We start from the raw sequence: 15,192 nt of genomic DNA, 5'->3' as shown, positions 1-15,192 counted from the left end.
CGGAGGTACGCGGTGGGGAGCGGGCTGCGCGGTACGGGGCGGGGCTACGCGGTACGGGGCGGACGGCGCACGGGGTGGAGCAGGCTGGCGAGGATCGCGCCGGTCTCCGGGAACGTGGCCGGGTCCTTGACGCCGACGACGGCCGGGCGGCGGTCCGGGCGCCAGGTGAAGCTGCCGAAGAGGCGGTCCCACACCGACAGATCGACACCGAAGTGACCGGCCTCGGACAGGTCGGCGCTGTGGTGCAGCCGGTGCTGCTCGGGGCTGGCCAGGACGTGGTGGAGCGGTCCGAGACGGACGTCCACGTTCGCGTGCACGAAATAGCCCTGGACGATGGTGAAGAGCGCGACCGCGAAAAGGCAGTCGGCGGAGAATCCGAGAAATCCGAGAGTTAATTGCACGGCACCCTGTTTGAAGGCGACATCCAGAAGGTGATTGACGCCGTTGTTCGCGACGTTCACCTTTCCCGGGACGTGGTGGATTCCGTGTACTTTCCACAGCCACCGATTGGAATGCGCCCAGCGGTGCGCCGCGTAGCCGGCCAGCGAGGAGGCGAGCAGCGCGAGGGGCACCTCGGCCCAGAGGGCCAGTCCCGGTCCCGCGACGGGTGTCGCGGCCAGGACGGCCGCGACGATCGACTGGCCGAGCACGGCGCCGGCCATGGTGAACCCGAAATAGACCGCGTACCAGCAGAGTTCTCTGCCGCTCGGATGCCAGTCGGCCCGGTGCGGGATGAGCCGCTCCAGCATCGCGAGATAGACGATGGTGCCGGCCAGGAAGTACTGGACGGCCCCGCCGCGGGACCAGCCGAGGCGCAGGACCTCGGTGAAGAGCCAGCCGGCGGACAGTGCGAGGACCGGGTACGCGGCATAACGGAGACACTCGCGGGCGGACGCGCCGATGGTCCACGCATTCGCCGGGAGCGACCCCGTATCGGGTCGATCTTCCATGCGGAGAATCTCCATCACATCCGAATAGGGAGCTCGCAGAGTAGCAGCGGATGCAAGGGGCCGTGAATTACTGGCCGTCGTTTTTTGGCCAGCGCGGGAAGGGGGCGCGCGAGGGTGGTTAATAGGAATAAGTTCTTTTCATTCTCCGGTGTCGGTGGGGCGGGGAGGAGGAGGCGGGGCGCCGGTGCTCGGAAGCAACGATTCCGCAATGTCACAGGCGCCGCCGGGTGCGCCGGGCGCCGCCCCCGTAGAGAGCGGTTACCGCCGGACGGGTGCCCGGTGGATATGCCCGAAACCATCGCTCCGGCGCCGCCCGGTCATCCGTTGATGCGTTCATCCTTCCGCGCCGGGGCGGCCCGCGGACCCGCCGGGACGAGGGCGCAGGCGCCGTCGTCGCAGCGGCGCTCCAGGCGCCCCCGCGACAGGGCCTGGACGAGACCGACCGCCCAGCAGGTGGGGCAGCCGCGAAAGGCGACGAGCGCCAGCGGGGCGGCCAGCAGCGCGAGGGGGCCCACGGAGGGCACGGCGGCGACGGAGGTGACGAGCAGCCCGAAGCCGACGGCGCCGCGCGCCAGATGGCGGGGCAGCGAGACCGGGGCGGAGGGGCCGGGCCCAGGGCGGGGGCCGGCGCCGCGCTTCACGGGGCGTTCCGCTCGACGGAGGCTTGGACAGGTGCGTCCAGCGAGGCCCGCAGGGCCGAACGCGCGCGATGCAGCCGCGACTTCATCGCCGCCGTGCTCAGCCCCAGGGACTCCGCCACGGCCTTGCCCGGCATCCCCCGCAAGTCCCGCAGGACCAGGACCTGCCGCTGGTCGTGGGGGAGCGCCCCCACAGCCGCCGCGATCCGCTCCGCCTCCAGCCCGCGCAGCGCCGCGTCCTCGGCGGACGGCACCGCGTCCGCCTCCGGCTCCTGGCGCGAGGCCAGGAGCCGCACCTGCCGGAGGCACTCGTTGCGCACGATCCGGAACAGCCAGGACGCGAGGGCCCCGGTCGCCCGCAGGGTGCCGATCCTCCGGTACAGGATCAGCAGCGCCTCCTGTGCCGCGTCCTCGGCGTCCTGAGGCGAGGCGCACAGCGACAGCGCGAACCTGCGCACATGCGGCTGCGAGCAGGTGACGACGGCGGTCAGCGAGGCGGCGTCGCCGTCCTGGGCGGCTCTCACGAGCCGGTCGTCCGGCCAGTCGAGGCGTCGGTTCATCGAGCGTTTCCCACTTCCGCTTCCCATTCCGTTGTGGCTCCTGCTTCCGCGTGCGGGTCCGATGGCGGCGGCGGTCAGCGCCGGCTCGCTCGCCGCCGCAGCAGATGCCGGACGCAGGCGCCCACGAGCAGCGCCGCGACCAAGGTGATGAGGGTGATCGTCATGAGTGTGCCTCCCGGTTCGGCCGGCCCGTCCGGCCGGTGTGCGTACGAGAGGCGAAAGGGCGGGGAAAGGATTCACCTTTCTCCGCCGCATGTGCCCCACCTCGTGGCCCGGCGCCGCCGAGGGCCTTCGGCTCCCCGGATCGGGCCCTTCGTCCCCCGGGCGACCCGCTGCCCCATGCATACCCTCGGGGGTATTAATGGTCCTGCTGTGGAGGAGGAAACGGTGAAGGTCGTCATCGTCGGCGGAGTCGCGGGCGGAATGTCGGCGGCGGCGCGCTTGCGGCGTCTGGACGAGTGGGCCGAGATCGTGGTCCTGGAGAAGGGCCCCCACGTCTCGTACGCGAACTGCGGACTGCCCTACCACCTCGGCGGCGTGATCGAGGACCGGGACGCGCTGCTCCTGCAGACCCCCGAGTCGCTGGAGGCCCGGTTCGCCCTGGATGTGCGGACCGGCCACGAGGTCCTCTCCCTCGACCCGGACGCACGGACCGTCACCGTACGGGACCTCGCCGGCGGCACCACGTACACCGAGCACTACGACCATCTCGTCCTCAGCCCCGGAGCCCGGCCCGTCGTCCCGGACGTGCCCGGCGTCGAGCGGGCGATGACCCTGCGCGACGTCACCGACACCGACCGGATCGCCGCCGCCGCGGCCGGGGCCCGCACCGCCGTGGTCGTCGGCGGCGGGTTCATCGGCGTCGAGGTCGCCGAGAACCTGCGCCTGCGCGGCCTCGACGTCGCCCTGGTCGAGCTCGGCCGGCAGGTCCTGCCGCCGCTCGACCCGGAGATGGCCGCCCCGCTCGCCGACGAACTCACCGCCCACGGCATCGACCTGCGCCTGGGCACCCAGGTGAGCGAGGTCCTGCCGCGCGAGGTCCAACTCTCCGACGGCACCACCCTGCCCGCCGACCTCGTCGTCCTCGCCATCGGCGTCCGCCCCGACACCGCGCTCGCCCGCGCCGCCGGCCTGGCCGTCGGCCCGCGCGGCGGCATCGCCGTCGACAGCAGCCAGCGCACCAGCGACCCGCACGTCCACGCCGTCGGCGACGCCGCCGAGAAGCCCGACCACCTCACGGGCGACCCCGCCCTCGTCCCGCTCGCCAACCTCGCCAACCGGCACGGCCGGCTCGTCGCCGACGCCCTCACCGGACGCCCGGTGAGCAGCGCCCCGGCGATCGGCACCGCCGTCGCCAAGGTCTTCGGCCTGACCGCCGCCGCCACCGGCTGGAACGAGAAGCGCCTCGCCTCGGCCGGACGTCCCCACCAGGTCCTGCACGTCCACCCCGCCGCCCACGCGGGCTACTACCCGGGTGCCCGCCCCCTCGCCCTCAAGCTGCTCGTCGAGCCCGGCACCCAGCGGATCCTCGGCGCCCAGGCGGTCGGCGCGGACGGCGCGGACAAGCGCGTCGACGTGCTGGCGACCGCCATCCGAGGCGGACTCACCGCCCCGGAACTCGCCGACCTGGAGCTGGCCTACGCGCCCCCCTACGGCTCCGCCAAGGACCCCGTCAACATGCTCGGCCACGTCGCCGACAACCTGGCCACCGGCACCACCGCCACCGTCCAGTGGCACGAGCTCGACGCGGCCCTCGCCGACGGCGCCGTCCTCGTCGACGTCCGCACCGCCGCCGAGCACGCCGCCGGCGCCGTCCCCGGCGCCCTCGGCATCCCCGTGGACGAACTCCGCACCCGCGCCCACGAACTGCCCGCCGGCCGGCCCGTGATCGTCTACTGCCAGGTGGGCGTCCGAGGCCACATAGCCACCCGCCTCCTGGCCCAGTACGGCCACGAGGTGCGCAACCTGGACGGCGGCTACCTCACCTGGCGGGCGGGCAGCCGCGCCTGAGACGCCCGGGGCGGCCCACGGACGCGTGCGCGTCCCGCCCGGACTCAGGCCGGACGGGGGACGTACGCCAGCCCGTGGGCGCCGGGCTCCCCGGCCCGGGCGACGTCCAGGCGGGTCAGGGTCCGCGGCTCCTCCAGATCGACCACGTCGACGGTGGAGGAGGCCACGCAGGCCACGTACCCGAGGCGGCCGTCCGGGGAGGACGTGATCGTCAGCGGGAAGCGGCCCACCTCGATCCGGCCCAGCCGTTCGCGGGTGGCGGCGGAGAACACCGCGAGACGGCCCGGCAGATGGGCGGCCATCGAGGTGACGGGGCCGGGCGCCGTCCGCAGCTCGCCCGCGAGCAGCAGCCCCGTCGAGGTCAGATGGACCGGGAGGACCAGGCCCTCCGTCGGCAGCAGGCCCACCACGGACGCCGAGCCCGCGTCCACGACCCGGATCCCGTACTCCGGGCGCGCTCGCCCTTCCGGCCCGGCGGCGGTGCCCGCGTAGGGCCCCGCGACGAACGCGCGCGTCCCGTCCGGGGAGACCGCGAGCCCTTCGCTGCCGGGCACCTCGACCCGCGCGGTCAGCGCACCCGACGCCAGGTCCACCACCGACACGAACGGCGCCTCCTTGTTGGCGGCGTAACCCGTCCGCCCCGCCGCGTCGATCGCGAACCAGTGCGGACCCGGCGCGCCCGTGTCGATCCGCCCGAGGGGCCGCCGGGTCTCCGCGTCGACCACCACCACACCGCCCGGCCGCCCGGCCGAACCCTCCACGCTGACGTACAGGAGCCCCCGCGCCGCGTCCAGCGCCAGCCCGTGCGGCGCGTGCTCCGGGGCCAGGTCCACGACCTCGACCACGCGCCGCGCGTCGGGATCGATCACGGTCAGCTCGGTACGGCGGCCGCTGTGGGCGCCGTAGTAGCCCGAGCGGTACGCCGTGGTGCACCACAGCAGGCGCCGCGCCGGGTCGAAGCACAGCTCGTGCGGCTCGGCGGGGACGTCCACGGAGCCGAGGAGGCGGTCGGTGGAGACATCGAAGAAGGACACGGTCGGACCGCTCTGACTGACCACGGCGAGGACATCGCCCCGGCGCCCGGCGCGGGCAGAGTGCTGCACGGAGAACTCCTGGAGTGAGGGAACTGAGGGAAGCGAGAGATGCGAGGGATGTGACGGTGGTGAGTGATGTGAGGGGATCGAGATGCCGTCCGCGCCTCAGCGGCGGACCCCTTCACCTTCGGCCGCCGAACACCCCGGCGGCAATGCGAAGATGGGCAACCACTCTTTGCCGCAGCAGGCAAAGACCCAGTTCAGGAGCGTGCCCCCGCCCATGGACCTCAATCTCTTACGGGCGCTGGACGCCCTGCTCCAGGAGAACAGCGTGACCCGCGCCGCCGAACGCCTGGGCACGTCCCCCGCCGCCGTCAGCCGCACCCTGGCCCGGCTCCGGCGCACGGTCGGCGACCCGCTGCTGGTCCGGGCCGGCCAGCGCATGGTCCCCACCCCGCGCGCCCTCGAACTCCGCGAGGAGGTCGCCGGGCTGCTGCGCGGCTGCGAGAACGTCCTGCGGCCCGGCGCCGGCTTCGACCCGGCGCTCCTGCGGCGCACCTTCACCGTCCAGGCCGCCGACGTGCTCCTCGCCGGGCTCGCCGGAAGCCTCGGCGACCGCCTGCGGGCGGAGGCCCCGGACGTCGACGTGGTGTTCCTCCCCGAAGCCCTGGAGGGCGGGCCCGCGCTGCGCAGCGGCGAGATCGACCTGGAACTCGGCGTCCTCGACCACCTGGACCCCGAGGTCAGGACCCGCTCCCTCGTCCGGGTGCCCCTCGTCGGCGTGGCCCGCGAGGGCCACCCCCTCTTCGCCCAGCGGGTCGACGCCCGCCGCTTCGCCTCGGCCGCCCACATCGGCGTCTCCCGCCTCGGCAGACGCCACGGCCCCATCGACACCGCCTTGGCCGAGCTCGGGCTCCGCCGCCGGGTGGCCGTCGTCGTCCCCAGCCACCTCGGCGCGATGACCCTCGCCCGGGACACCGACCTCGTCGGCCTCACCCTCGCCGACTGGCTCCCCGGCACCCTCGGCGCCCTCGGCCTGCGCACCTTCCCGATCCCGCTGGACCTGCCCCCGCTCGCCCTCGCGACGGCCTGGCACCCGCGCAACGCGGCCGACCCGGCCCACCGCTGGTTCCGCGCCCACGTCGAGGCGGCCGTCCTCGCCCCGTACGGCGGACGGGACGGGGCGGGGTACGAGAACGGGGGCGGGGACGGTGACGGTGACGGGGACGGGACCGAGCGGGCTCAGCCGCGCGGCCCCGTCGGCAGGTAGTACGGGCGGTTGTGCGCCGCCACCGGAGCCGACTGGTACGTCCAGGCACCGGCCGCCGGGGCATCGGCCGGGAGCAGGAACCGCAGGTCACGGCCCAGCTCCCCGTGCGGGTCGTGGAGGGTGAGCTGGGTGCGCCCGGCGAGCTCGGGGGCGGACAGGTCGTACCAGTCGTACGGCTGGTAGACGTTCATGGGTCCCGCGAGGAGCCGCCCCTCCGGATCGGTGCCGTAGCCGGTCACCGGGGCGGAGTTGGCGGGCGCGGACTCCAGCCCGTCCAGCTTGGCCGTCAGGTCCAGCAACGGCGCCGGGAGTTGCCGCAGGCTGTCGTCCGCCGCCACCTCGCCCGCCTTGCACCGGACGGTCCAGGTCCGCCCCGCGGGCCCGTTCAGCGAGGGCAGCAGCACCTCGAACCAGCCCGGGAACTTGGGCTCCGCGTACAGCTCCCGGCCGGCCCGGATCGCGAACGGGTTGTCGCACACGACGTGCAGCCGGGCGATGCCGAGCAGTTTGGTCTGGTCCCAGCCCTGCGCGTACTGCGCGTAGCCAAGCCTCGGCAGCCGGCCGGCCTCGGTCGTCGGGAAGGCGATGACGTTGAGCTCGATCTCCTGGGTGACGCCGCCGCCGAACGGATACTGCGCGAAGTACAGCTGGTAGTTGAACGAGACCAGCGCGCGCCCGTCGTCGAAGACCGCCGCGGACAGCTCCGGGTGCCGCTTGGCCAGCAGCTCGCGCACCGGCCCCGGGTCGACCAGCCAGTCGACGCCTATCTGGTGCAGGGCACCGTAGTGGAACGGCAGCCGGAAGGGATCGGCCACGGGCGGCAGGGGCAGCGCGGTCATACGGGGTCTCCGGAGTGGGGCGAAGGGACGCGGGCGGACGTCTGGACGGACGGGGTGGGGGTGTACGGAGAGAGCCGGGCCGGGTCACGGGGACGGCGACGCGGGCGCGGTGATCGGGTGGGGGCGGTCGCGGGCGGCCAGGTCCGCCTCGACGCGTTCCGCGCTGCGCAGCGCGAGGGCGGCCATCGTCAGCGTCGGGTTGGAGGTGGCCACCGACGGCATGCTGCCGCAGCCGACCGCGTAGAGACCGGGGTGGTCCCAGCAGCGCTGCCACGGGTCCACCACCGAGTCGGCGGGGGAGTCGCCCATGATGTGCGTGCCCGCGGCGTGCCCCGCACCCCGGTAGCCGTAGGTCCGCCCCTGGTGCTCGAAGCGTCCGGGCCAGGCGGCCGCGGGTGCGTAGTCCGTGTGGTCCTCCGCGCCCAGCAGCGCGAAGATCTGGTCCGAGACGGCCCGCGCGGCGGCCATGCCCTCCTTCACGTGCTCGTCGAGGTCGTAGCTGACCAGGGGGAGCGGCAGCCCGAGGGCGTCCCGCTCGGTCGGGTGGAGGGTCACCCGGTTCGCCGGATCGGCGCCCTGCTCCATCTCGAACTGGAGGGTGAACTGGCGTCGCAGCCGGTCCCCGAGCGCCTCCCGCAACTCCCGCCCCGAAAGGCCGCGTTCGGCGAGCAGGTGCCACACGTCCGTGTGCACCGGGCCCTTCGACCAGATCCAGCCCCAAGTGCCGAACTCGATCCGGAACGGCGCCCGCAGCCGGCGGGCCGGACCGGTCCTGAAGCCCTCGAAGCCGGAGACCGAGCCGGGCCCCCGGTACGGGCCCGCGTCCTCGCCCTCGGGAAGCAGGCCCCAGGTCAGCAGCACCGGATGGTCCATCAGGTTCCGGCCGAGCTGCCCGCTGCGACCGGCCAGCCCGGAGAGGAGCAGCAGCCGCGCGTTCTCGATCGCGTGCGCCGCGAGCACGACGACGTCGGCGTGCGCGACGGACACCGTGCCGTCGTAAGCGCGGTACTCCACGCCCCTCGCCCGCCCGTTCCCGTCGACCAGCACCCGGCTCGCCACGGACCGGGTCCGCAGGGTGACCGAGGGGCCCCACCGGCCCTGCGTCTTCAGCGGCGTGTACTTCGCGTGCGACGGGCAGTACGGGATGCAGCTCGCGTTGCCCACGCACCGGCTGTGCGGATCGGGCCGCCCGTCCCGCCCGCGCGGCACGTAACCCCGTCCGCCGTCGTAGCGGGGATCGGGAACGCCGTTGCGCGCGTGCGGGGTGCGGACCACCCTCAGCTCCACGTCGCCGAGCCCTATGGGGTCCTTGACGCGCCGCCCGTCGAGGCGGTCCGCGAACACCTGGTCGAGCCGCGCGGCGGGCAGCGGGCGCATCGGGAAGACGTGCCCGTCCGGGAACCGCAGCCCCAGCGCCTCCCGCTGCTCGTCGGCGTCGGCGGCCACCCCCAGGTGCTCCTCGGCCGCCCGGTAGTGGGGTTCCAGCGCGTCGTACGTGAGCGGCCAGCGCCGCCCGTACCCGAACGGCTCGGTGTCGAAGTCCTCCGGCAGCATGCGGGGCGCCAGCCCGGTCCAGACGGTGCCGGTGCCGCCGTTGGTGCGCACGTATCCGCTGGCGTACGGGAGAGGTCCGTCCTGCCGCAGATGGCCGGCGGAACGGTAGCCGGCGGTGCCGGGCGTGCCCGCCGTGCCCGCCGCGCGCTCTGCGGCCGCTGTGCCCTCTGTGCCGGAGAGGTCCGTCATGACGGGCCAGGAGGCCGCCGGGTGGGGCGTCCTGGCGACGGCGCGGAGGTAGGAGGCGAGGGGGTCGTCGGACGGGGCTCGGGGAGCGGAGCGGCCGGGAGCGGTGGTGCCCCGCCGGTCCGCGTCCGCCTCGCCCGCCTCCAGGACCAGGACCCGGCGGCCGCGCTCGCCGAGGTGGTGGGCCACGAGCGAGCCGGCGACACCACCGCCGACGACGATCACGTCGTACCGCGTCACCGGAGGCCTCCTTCGGCCCCGGCCCAGCTTCCGTAGCCGCCGGGGTGCGTGGCCGGGGCGTTGAGCCCGGCGGCCTTCCACGCCAGGGCCTCGGCGTAGGCGCGGGGGGAGACCGGGGCCGGGGGGCGTCCGGGCCAACTGCCCGTGTACCAGAGGTACGTGACGGCGCGGGCGGCGTCACACAGCCGCTCGTCCCGGTCGGGGCCGCCGCCGTCCAGCAGGCGGGCGAGCAGGGGCGCGCCGAGCTCCTCGGCGGCCAGGTCCAGATACGTCCCGACGAGACCGGTGGCCGCCAGGTCCACCCCGTCGAAGCCCGTCAGGCGTGCCGACAGCGCGGTGAACGGCGCGGTGCGGTCGGTCGGTTCAGGGGCGTCGGTGGCATCGGTGGTGTCGGTATGAGGCACGCGGGCATCGGTGCCCGGCGCCGGGCCGCGTCATGCCGCGCGCTCCCGGAACGGCGTGATCATGACGCCGGGCGCTCCCTCGGACGGCTGGTTCCGCTCGGTCGGGTGTTCGGCTCGCGTTCACCGGGAGGGGCGGAGCGGACGGGCGAGCGGTCCGATGAGCGCGGCGAGGCCGCTGGCGCCGAGGGGGTCGTCCGCGTAGCGGGTGGACCGCGAACGGTTTCCGGTCCGGTCCGGTCCGGTCCGGTCCAGTGCCGTGCCGGACCGACGGAGCGGGCGTCGGGGCGGCCGGGCTCCAGGCGCCCGCCCGCCGCCGCTCGCGACCCCGCCCGCCGGGGTCCCTCAGAAGTCCAGGTAGCGGTAGTGCCGCAGGCGCGATCCGGCGGCCTCCTCCGTCATCCCCAGCGCCTCGGCGACCCGCGTCATCCCGCCGCTCCCTTCGCCGCTCCCCGTGACGAGCCGGGCGGCCATGGGGCCGTACACGCCGACGATCGCCTCCAGCCGGTCGACGGCACGGAGCACCCTCAGGGGCTCGTCGTCGACGAGCTCGTCGAGGCGCTCGTACAGGCGTTTCAGCAGCCCGGCCACGTCCTCGGGCAGCGGCACCGCGCGGGCCGCGACGTCGTCCATGTGGGCCTCCCAGTCCTGGAGGGGCCCGGAGACGTCGTACGCGGTGAGGTCGCCCGGGTCGACCCGCTGCCAGTCGATCGGAAAGGCGCGCGGGGCCCGCCAGCCGCAGGCGCACCTGCCCCGCATCCACGTGGCCGTGGGTCGGCGTAACTCGCCCGTGTACACCCACCAGTCGGTCGACTCGTGGACGTACGTGCCGCTGCCGATGTCGAAGTAGACCGGCCCGGGTTCGCTGCCGTCGGCGAGCAGCACCCCGACCTCGCCCTCGTGCGACTCGAACCGTTCACGCCTCCAGCCCATCCGGCATCCCTCCTCACCCCACGCGTGCGCGGGCGGCCCGAGCGGGCCGCCCCGTCCACGACCACGATGAGGCAGCGGACGGCCGGAGCGCAGCCAAGAGGGCATATTCCATGGGCATTTGGTTGCGCGCGCCGGTTCCCGTGCGCCCCCTCGCGCCCTGCTCAGGACCGGGACGACGGGCGTCGGGGCGGCGGCACGGCCCGCAGGATCTCCCACAACGGCCTCGACCCGGCGGCCCATTCACCGAGGACGGTCCGGTCCACGATGTGCAGCCGCTGGTCGCGGGCGAACGCGACGGCGCGCCCGGTGAACCTGCCGTTGGTGACCAGCACGACCACGTCACCCTTGTGCACGGGACGACCGGTGCCGTTCAGTACGTGGAGGTCCGGGGTGCCCACGGGTGAGCCCTGGAGCCCCGCGCGGCGGTGCTTGCACTGGATGACCCAGAGGCGTCCGAACGGGTCCGTCGCCTTCACGTCGGCGCCGTTGTCCCCCGCGCCGCCGACCTGCACGGCGTCCGTACAGCCGTCGCGCCGCATGAGGTCCCGGACCGCGTGCTCGAACTGCCGGTGATGGAGGGCGTCCAGTTGCGTGAGCGCGTAACGCAGCCCCCGCGCCCGTACCTCCTCCCATCGCGCGGCCCGCTGCCGCCGCACCAGCCACCAGGCCAGGGCGCCGCCGGCCGCCGCCACGAGCAGGACCGGAAGCCACGGATGGGCCGCGAGGAAGCGGGCGACCGCCACGACCACCGCCCACGCGGCCAGCAGGCCCCCGCCCACCACCACGTACGGCAGCCCGGCCCCGGCACCCTTCCGCCCGCGCCGCCGGACCCTCAGGGCGCCCCGGCCCCGGCGCGGCGTCACGACCGGCCCCCTGCCCGTACGCCGCGTACCCGGTCCAACGGCACGGTCGCCCTCCCCAGATCACGACACGAGGTTTCCTCGCGGTGACCCAATGTAGCGGCGGGTGCTCATCCGCCGCTCGGGTTCGCCGCCTCCAAGTCGGCGACGGAGCCCGACATGACGGTGCGGAGGTGGCGGGTGAGGTGGTCGGTCGGCCAGTCCCACCAGGCGATCGCCAGGAGCCGGGCGATGTCGGCGGCGGGGTGGCGGGTGCGGATGAGCGTGGCGGGGTTGCCGCCGACGATGCCGTAGTCCGGGACGTCCTCGACGACGACCGAGCCCGAGGCGACGATGGCGCCGTGGCCGATGCGGACGCCGGGCATCACGGTCGCGCCGTTGCCGATCCAGACGTCGTTGCCGACCACCGTGTCCCCGCGCCCGGGGAGGCCGGTGATGAGGTCGACGTGCTCGGCCCAGTCGCCGCCCATGATGGGGAACGGGAAGGTGGAGGGCCCGTCCATGCGGTGGTTGGCGCCGTTCATCAGGAACCGCACGCCGGTGCCCAGCGCGCAGAACTTCCCGATGACGAGCCGCTCGGGGCCGTAGTGGTACAGCACGTTCCGCGTCTCGAACGACGTGGCGTCGTCCGGGTCGTCGTAGTACGAGTAGTCGCCGACCTCGATCAGCGGCGAGGTCACGAGCGGCTTCAGGAGGACCACGCGGGGCTGGCCCGGGATCGGGTGGAGAACGGACGGGTCCGGCGGGACGGGACTCACGGCAGGGGTGCTCCGGATCGTGGAAGCGGCGCGGACGGGGTGGTCGTGCGTGCTCCATGATCGCAGTGCGTGCGTCCCGTTCCCACGGGACCGGTCCGTCCTCCTGGGCGACCTGATGCCTGAGGGCCGGGACCTGGTGTCTGATGGCCCGGGTACCAGGGATCAGCAGTCAGGTCTCACGCCCGCACGGTCACGACCACAGGGTCCAGCGCTGGTTGACCGCGCCGTTGCACGGGTACTGGCGCACCTGCTCGCCCCAGGTGCCGTTCCAGGCGGCCTCCAGGCACTTGCCGCTGTGCACCGCCCGCAGCTGGTAGCCGCCGCCCGGCGCGGTCTCCAGGCGCCAGCGCTGGTTGCCGTCGCCGTTGCACGTCCACTGGATGAGGCCGGCCCCGTCGGCCTGGCTCGCGTCGTACACGTCCAGGCACTTGCCGCTGTGCCGGGCGACGATCGCGTACGAGCCGTCCGACGCGCGGGTGAAGTCGAAGCGCTGGTTGGGCAGGCTGTCGTCGCTGCCCCACTGGTTCACGTGGGCTCCGTTGGCGAAGGACGCGTCGTACACGTCCATCCACAGCATCCGGTACTCGCTGCGGATCTTCGTGCCGCCGGTCACCGACGGGCCGGGCGCGGCGGCCTGGGCCGTCGCGCTCGTCGCGCTCGTCGCGCCGGTCGCGGCCGCCGTGCCCGTCGCGGCCGTCGCGGCGATCAGCAGGCCGCCGGCCACGGTGGCGGCGGCCCTTTGGATGGTGACGCGGATGTCCATGGTGTCCCCCTCTGCTTCGGCCCCGCGCACCCGGACGGGCAGGCGGGGTGTACGCCGAAGAGACTCCTCGTTCCGGTGTCCCGGGCGCATGAGGTGGATGTCCCGATGCGCCGGGACCGCGCCGACGGCCCTCGCCCGCGTCCCGGACTCCGGCGCCGCGTCCCTCGACGGCGCCCGCCGTCAGCGGCCCAGACGGCGCTGTCTGTCGAAGCGCACCAGGACGCGGACCACGCGCCACACCCCCGCCGCCCCGCCGAGCACAGCGCCCGTCTTGAGGGTGAGCTCCCGTGCCCGGCCGGAGAGGTCGAAGGGCAGGGAGAGGGCCGCGACGGCGGCGAAGACCGCCGCCGCGAGCACGGCGGCGGTCACCAGCGCGAAGCCGATCTCCACCGTCATCGCGTCCTTCTCTCCGCGCGACTCATGTCCCATGTCCATCCCGCGAGTCTCCCACCTTCTGGCCGGGCGGCCCGGTGTCGGGCACCATGGGGCCCGTCGGGCGCGGGGGACGGCGGAGTGCGCGGAGCGGGGGAGTGCGCGTGGGCGGGTTCAGGCGGAGGCGGGCGGCGGTCGAGACGGACGGTCAACGGCGGGTTCGGCGGAGCCCGTTGCTGTTCACCGTGCCCATCATGCTGCTCATCGTCCTCACCGCCGTGCTCGGCTGGGAGGTCGTGCGCGAGAACATGTCACCCGAGACGCGCGCCGCATGGCCCTGGCGCCTGCGGCTCCTCGACATGGAGCCGCTCAGCAGCCTGCTCGCCGTCGCCGCCGGAGCCGTCCTGGCGCGGGCGCAGTACGCGCGTACCGTACGTCCGCTGCTCGGCTGGCGGGCCGACTGGACCACCGGGCACCTGCGGGGCGGCGCGCCCGAGTGGCGGGTCGGGCTGCTCAACGGCGGCTCGCACACGGCGGTCGTCGAGGAGTACGCGTGCCGGCTCGTCCTCCGGGACGCGGAGGGGCGGACCGTCGCCTCGCCGTGGACGGACGTCGGCGGTGTGGCGGCGGAGCTGTCCGGTGCCGGGTTCGTCGTCGGCGAGGACTTCCAGCTCGTCGCCGTCGGCCACTCGCCGGTCGTGGGCACCGCCTCGTACGAGACCACCATGCTCGGGGCCTTCTCCCAGCGCTTCGTCGACGAGGTCGAGGCGCTGCACCTCAGGGTCCGGGTGCTGGACGTCGTCGGGGACAGCCACGAGCGGATCATGGACGCGCTCAAGGGCGCCCGCTCGACCGCGTATCAGCGCCCTCGGCCCTGACCTCCGGCCAGCCAGCGCAGCACGTCCGGCAGCGCGTACTGGGCGGCGAAGTGGCCCGCATCAGGTACGAGCCGGAGCTCGGCGCCCGGGATCCGGCCGGCCAGCCAGCGGGTGTGCGACACCGGGGAGAAGGCGTCGTCCAGCCCGTGCCACAGCAGCACCGGCGCGGTGACGGACGCGACGTCGAAGCCCCAGGGGCGGACGAAGGCCAGGCAGTCGTCGAGCCAGCCGTCGTGCGAGACCCGCAGCGCCTCCCGGTAGGACCGCAGCAGCACGCTCCGGACCCGGGGATCGGTCACGATCGGCCGGTCGTGCGGCGACAGCTCGGCGTCCAGCCCGTCCAGCAGGCGCACCGGATCCCGCCGGATGCCGGCGGCGCGGGCGGCCAGGTCCCGCTCCAGCGCACCGGGGTCCCGCCCGTCCAGATGGGCGCGGGCCAGCCCGTACTCGCGCACGTTGAACGGGGTCATGTCCCCCTGCCAGTCCAGCCCCGGCGCGTCCGGCGGCGCCAGCCCGACCAGGACGCCCGCCGCCAGGACCCGCTCCGGCAGCAGCGCCGCGCAGGCCAGCGCGTGCGGGCCCCCGCCGGACCGGCCGACCACCGCGAACCGCTCGACGCCGAACGCGTCGGCGACCGAGGCGGCGTCCCCCGCCGCGTCCGCGACCAGGCGGCCCGCGGCCCGCTCGGAGTCCCCGTAGCCGGGACGGTCGTAGGCGAGGAAGCGATGGCCGGGATGCTCCTCGGCCAGCCCGGGGAGCAGGGTGCCCAGGCGGGTGCCGGGCGTGCCGTGGAAGAGGAGCACCGGGATCCCCTCGGGGTCCCCCCATTCCTCGGCGATGAGCAGGCGTCCACCGGCGGTGCGCACAGGGTGTCCCATGAGACGAGCGTAGGGGCTCCCGGGCCGTCCGAGCCCTTGTCGGCGGCTGCTGTTACGGTCAGGGGAGT

Annotated in this window: 16 protein-coding genes; 3 read left to right on the top strand and 13 right to left on the bottom strand. The window is 74.5% G+C overall.

Annotation, left to right across the window (positions count from 1 at the left end):
- Positions 1–44: 44 nt before the first annotated feature.
- The 3 genes from ACZ6J5_RS29850 to ACZ6J5_RS29840 form a co-directional block, all read right to left on the bottom strand.
- Complete coding sequence (locus ACZ6J5_RS29850) at positions 45–950, bottom strand: sterol desaturase family protein (RefSeq protein WP_469396644.1); 906 nt, start codon at positions 948–950, stop codon at positions 45–47.
- Between the two features lie 317 nt (positions 951–1,267).
- On the bottom strand, positions 1,268–1,591 hold the full coding sequence (locus ACZ6J5_RS29845; protein WP_469396643.1) for a hypothetical protein: 324 nt from the start codon (positions 1,589–1,591) through the stop codon (positions 1,268–1,270).
- Positions 1,588–2,148, bottom strand: a complete 561-nt coding sequence (locus ACZ6J5_RS29840; protein ID WP_469396641.1) for an RNA polymerase sigma factor — start codon at positions 2,146–2,148, stop codon at positions 1,588–1,590. Before ACZ6J5_RS29840 ends, ACZ6J5_RS29845 begins: the two co-directional genes overlap by 4 nt.
- A gap of 387 nt (positions 2,149–2,535) precedes the next feature.
- Here ACZ6J5_RS29840 and ACZ6J5_RS29835 point away from each other — a divergent pair, with 387 nt between their 5' ends.
- On the top strand, positions 2,536–4,158 hold the full coding sequence (locus ACZ6J5_RS29835; RefSeq protein ID WP_469396639.1) for an FAD-dependent oxidoreductase: 1,623 nt from the start codon (positions 2,536–2,538) through the stop codon (positions 4,156–4,158).
- Positions 4,159–4,202: 44 nt separating this feature from the next.
- Here ACZ6J5_RS29835 and ACZ6J5_RS29830 read toward each other — a convergent pair whose 3' ends face one another.
- Positions 4,203–5,261, bottom strand: a complete 1,059-nt coding sequence (locus ACZ6J5_RS29830) for a YncE family protein (RefSeq protein WP_469396637.1) — start codon at positions 5,259–5,261, stop codon at positions 4,203–4,205.
- 211 nt (positions 5,262–5,472) lie between these two features.
- Here ACZ6J5_RS29830 and ACZ6J5_RS29825 point away from each other — a divergent pair, with 211 nt between their 5' ends.
- Positions 5,473–6,462, top strand: a complete 990-nt coding sequence (locus ACZ6J5_RS29825; protein WP_469396636.1) for a LysR family transcriptional regulator — start codon at positions 5,473–5,475, stop codon at positions 6,460–6,462.
- On the opposite strand, the gene ACZ6J5_RS29820 is transcribed toward ACZ6J5_RS29825, so the two are convergent.
- From ACZ6J5_RS29820 to ACZ6J5_RS29785, 8 genes are all read right to left on the bottom strand, one after another.
- Positions 6,435–7,301 carry a hypothetical protein gene (locus ACZ6J5_RS29820; protein WP_469396634.1) on the bottom strand — a complete coding sequence of 289 codons (867 nt, stop codon included), beginning with the start codon at positions 7,299–7,301 and terminating at the stop codon, positions 6,435–6,437. The two genes, ACZ6J5_RS29825 and ACZ6J5_RS29820, sit on opposite strands and share 28 nt — an antisense overlap.
- 84 nt (positions 7,302–7,385) lie before the next feature.
- On the bottom strand, positions 7,386–9,281 hold the full coding sequence (locus ACZ6J5_RS29815; protein WP_469396632.1) for a GMC family oxidoreductase: 1,896 nt from the start codon (positions 9,279–9,281) through the stop codon (positions 7,386–7,388).
- Positions 9,278–9,685 carry a hypothetical protein gene (locus ACZ6J5_RS29810; RefSeq protein ID WP_469396630.1) on the bottom strand — a complete coding sequence of 136 codons (408 nt, stop codon included), beginning with the start codon at positions 9,683–9,685 and terminating at the stop codon, positions 9,278–9,280. Before ACZ6J5_RS29810 ends, ACZ6J5_RS29815 begins: the two co-directional genes overlap by 4 nt.
- 342 nt (positions 9,686–10,027) lie before the next feature.
- Positions 10,028–10,615 (bottom strand): hypothetical protein, encoded by a 588-nt coding sequence (locus ACZ6J5_RS29805; RefSeq protein WP_469396629.1) that lies wholly within the window; start codon positions 10,613–10,615, stop codon positions 10,028–10,030.
- Between the two features lie 161 nt (positions 10,616–10,776).
- Positions 10,777–11,478, bottom strand: a complete 702-nt coding sequence (locus tag ACZ6J5_RS29800) for a restriction endonuclease (protein ID WP_469396627.1) — start codon at positions 11,476–11,478, stop codon at positions 10,777–10,779.
- Between the two features lie 107 nt (positions 11,479–11,585).
- A complete protein-coding gene (locus ACZ6J5_RS29795) occupies positions 11,586–12,233 on the bottom strand; it encodes a CatB-related O-acetyltransferase (RefSeq protein ID WP_469396625.1) in 648 nt (215 codons plus the stop codon).
- 190 nt (positions 12,234–12,423) lie between these two features.
- Positions 12,424–12,996 carry an RICIN domain-containing protein gene (locus ACZ6J5_RS29790; RefSeq protein ID WP_469396623.1) on the bottom strand — a complete coding sequence of 191 codons (573 nt, stop codon included), beginning with the start codon at positions 12,994–12,996 and terminating at the stop codon, positions 12,424–12,426.
- A 180-nt stretch (positions 12,997–13,176) separates the two neighbouring features.
- Positions 13,177–13,431, bottom strand: a complete 255-nt coding sequence (locus ACZ6J5_RS29785; protein WP_469396621.1) for a DUF6332 family protein — start codon at positions 13,429–13,431, stop codon at positions 13,177–13,179.
- 191 nt (positions 13,432–13,622) lie between these two features.
- On the opposite strand from ACZ6J5_RS29785, the gene ACZ6J5_RS29780 reads away from it, so the two are divergent.
- Positions 13,623–14,246: a hypothetical protein gene (locus tag ACZ6J5_RS29780; protein ID WP_469396619.1), complete on the top strand. Its 624-nt coding sequence runs from the start codon at positions 13,623–13,625 to the stop codon at positions 14,244–14,246.
- Here the strand turns inward: ACZ6J5_RS29780 and ACZ6J5_RS29775 are convergent.
- Positions 14,228–15,124, bottom strand: a complete 897-nt coding sequence (locus ACZ6J5_RS29775; RefSeq protein WP_469396617.1) for an alpha/beta fold hydrolase — start codon at positions 15,122–15,124, stop codon at positions 14,228–14,230. The genes ACZ6J5_RS29780 and ACZ6J5_RS29775 overlap by 19 nt on opposite strands.
- Between the last annotated feature and the right edge of the window lie 68 nt (positions 15,125–15,192).

The organism is Streptomyces sp. NPDC042100 (genome assembly GCF_055582325.1).
Note: the sequence above shows the minus strand (reverse complement) of the source record. Positions and strands in the feature narration are given on the sequence as shown.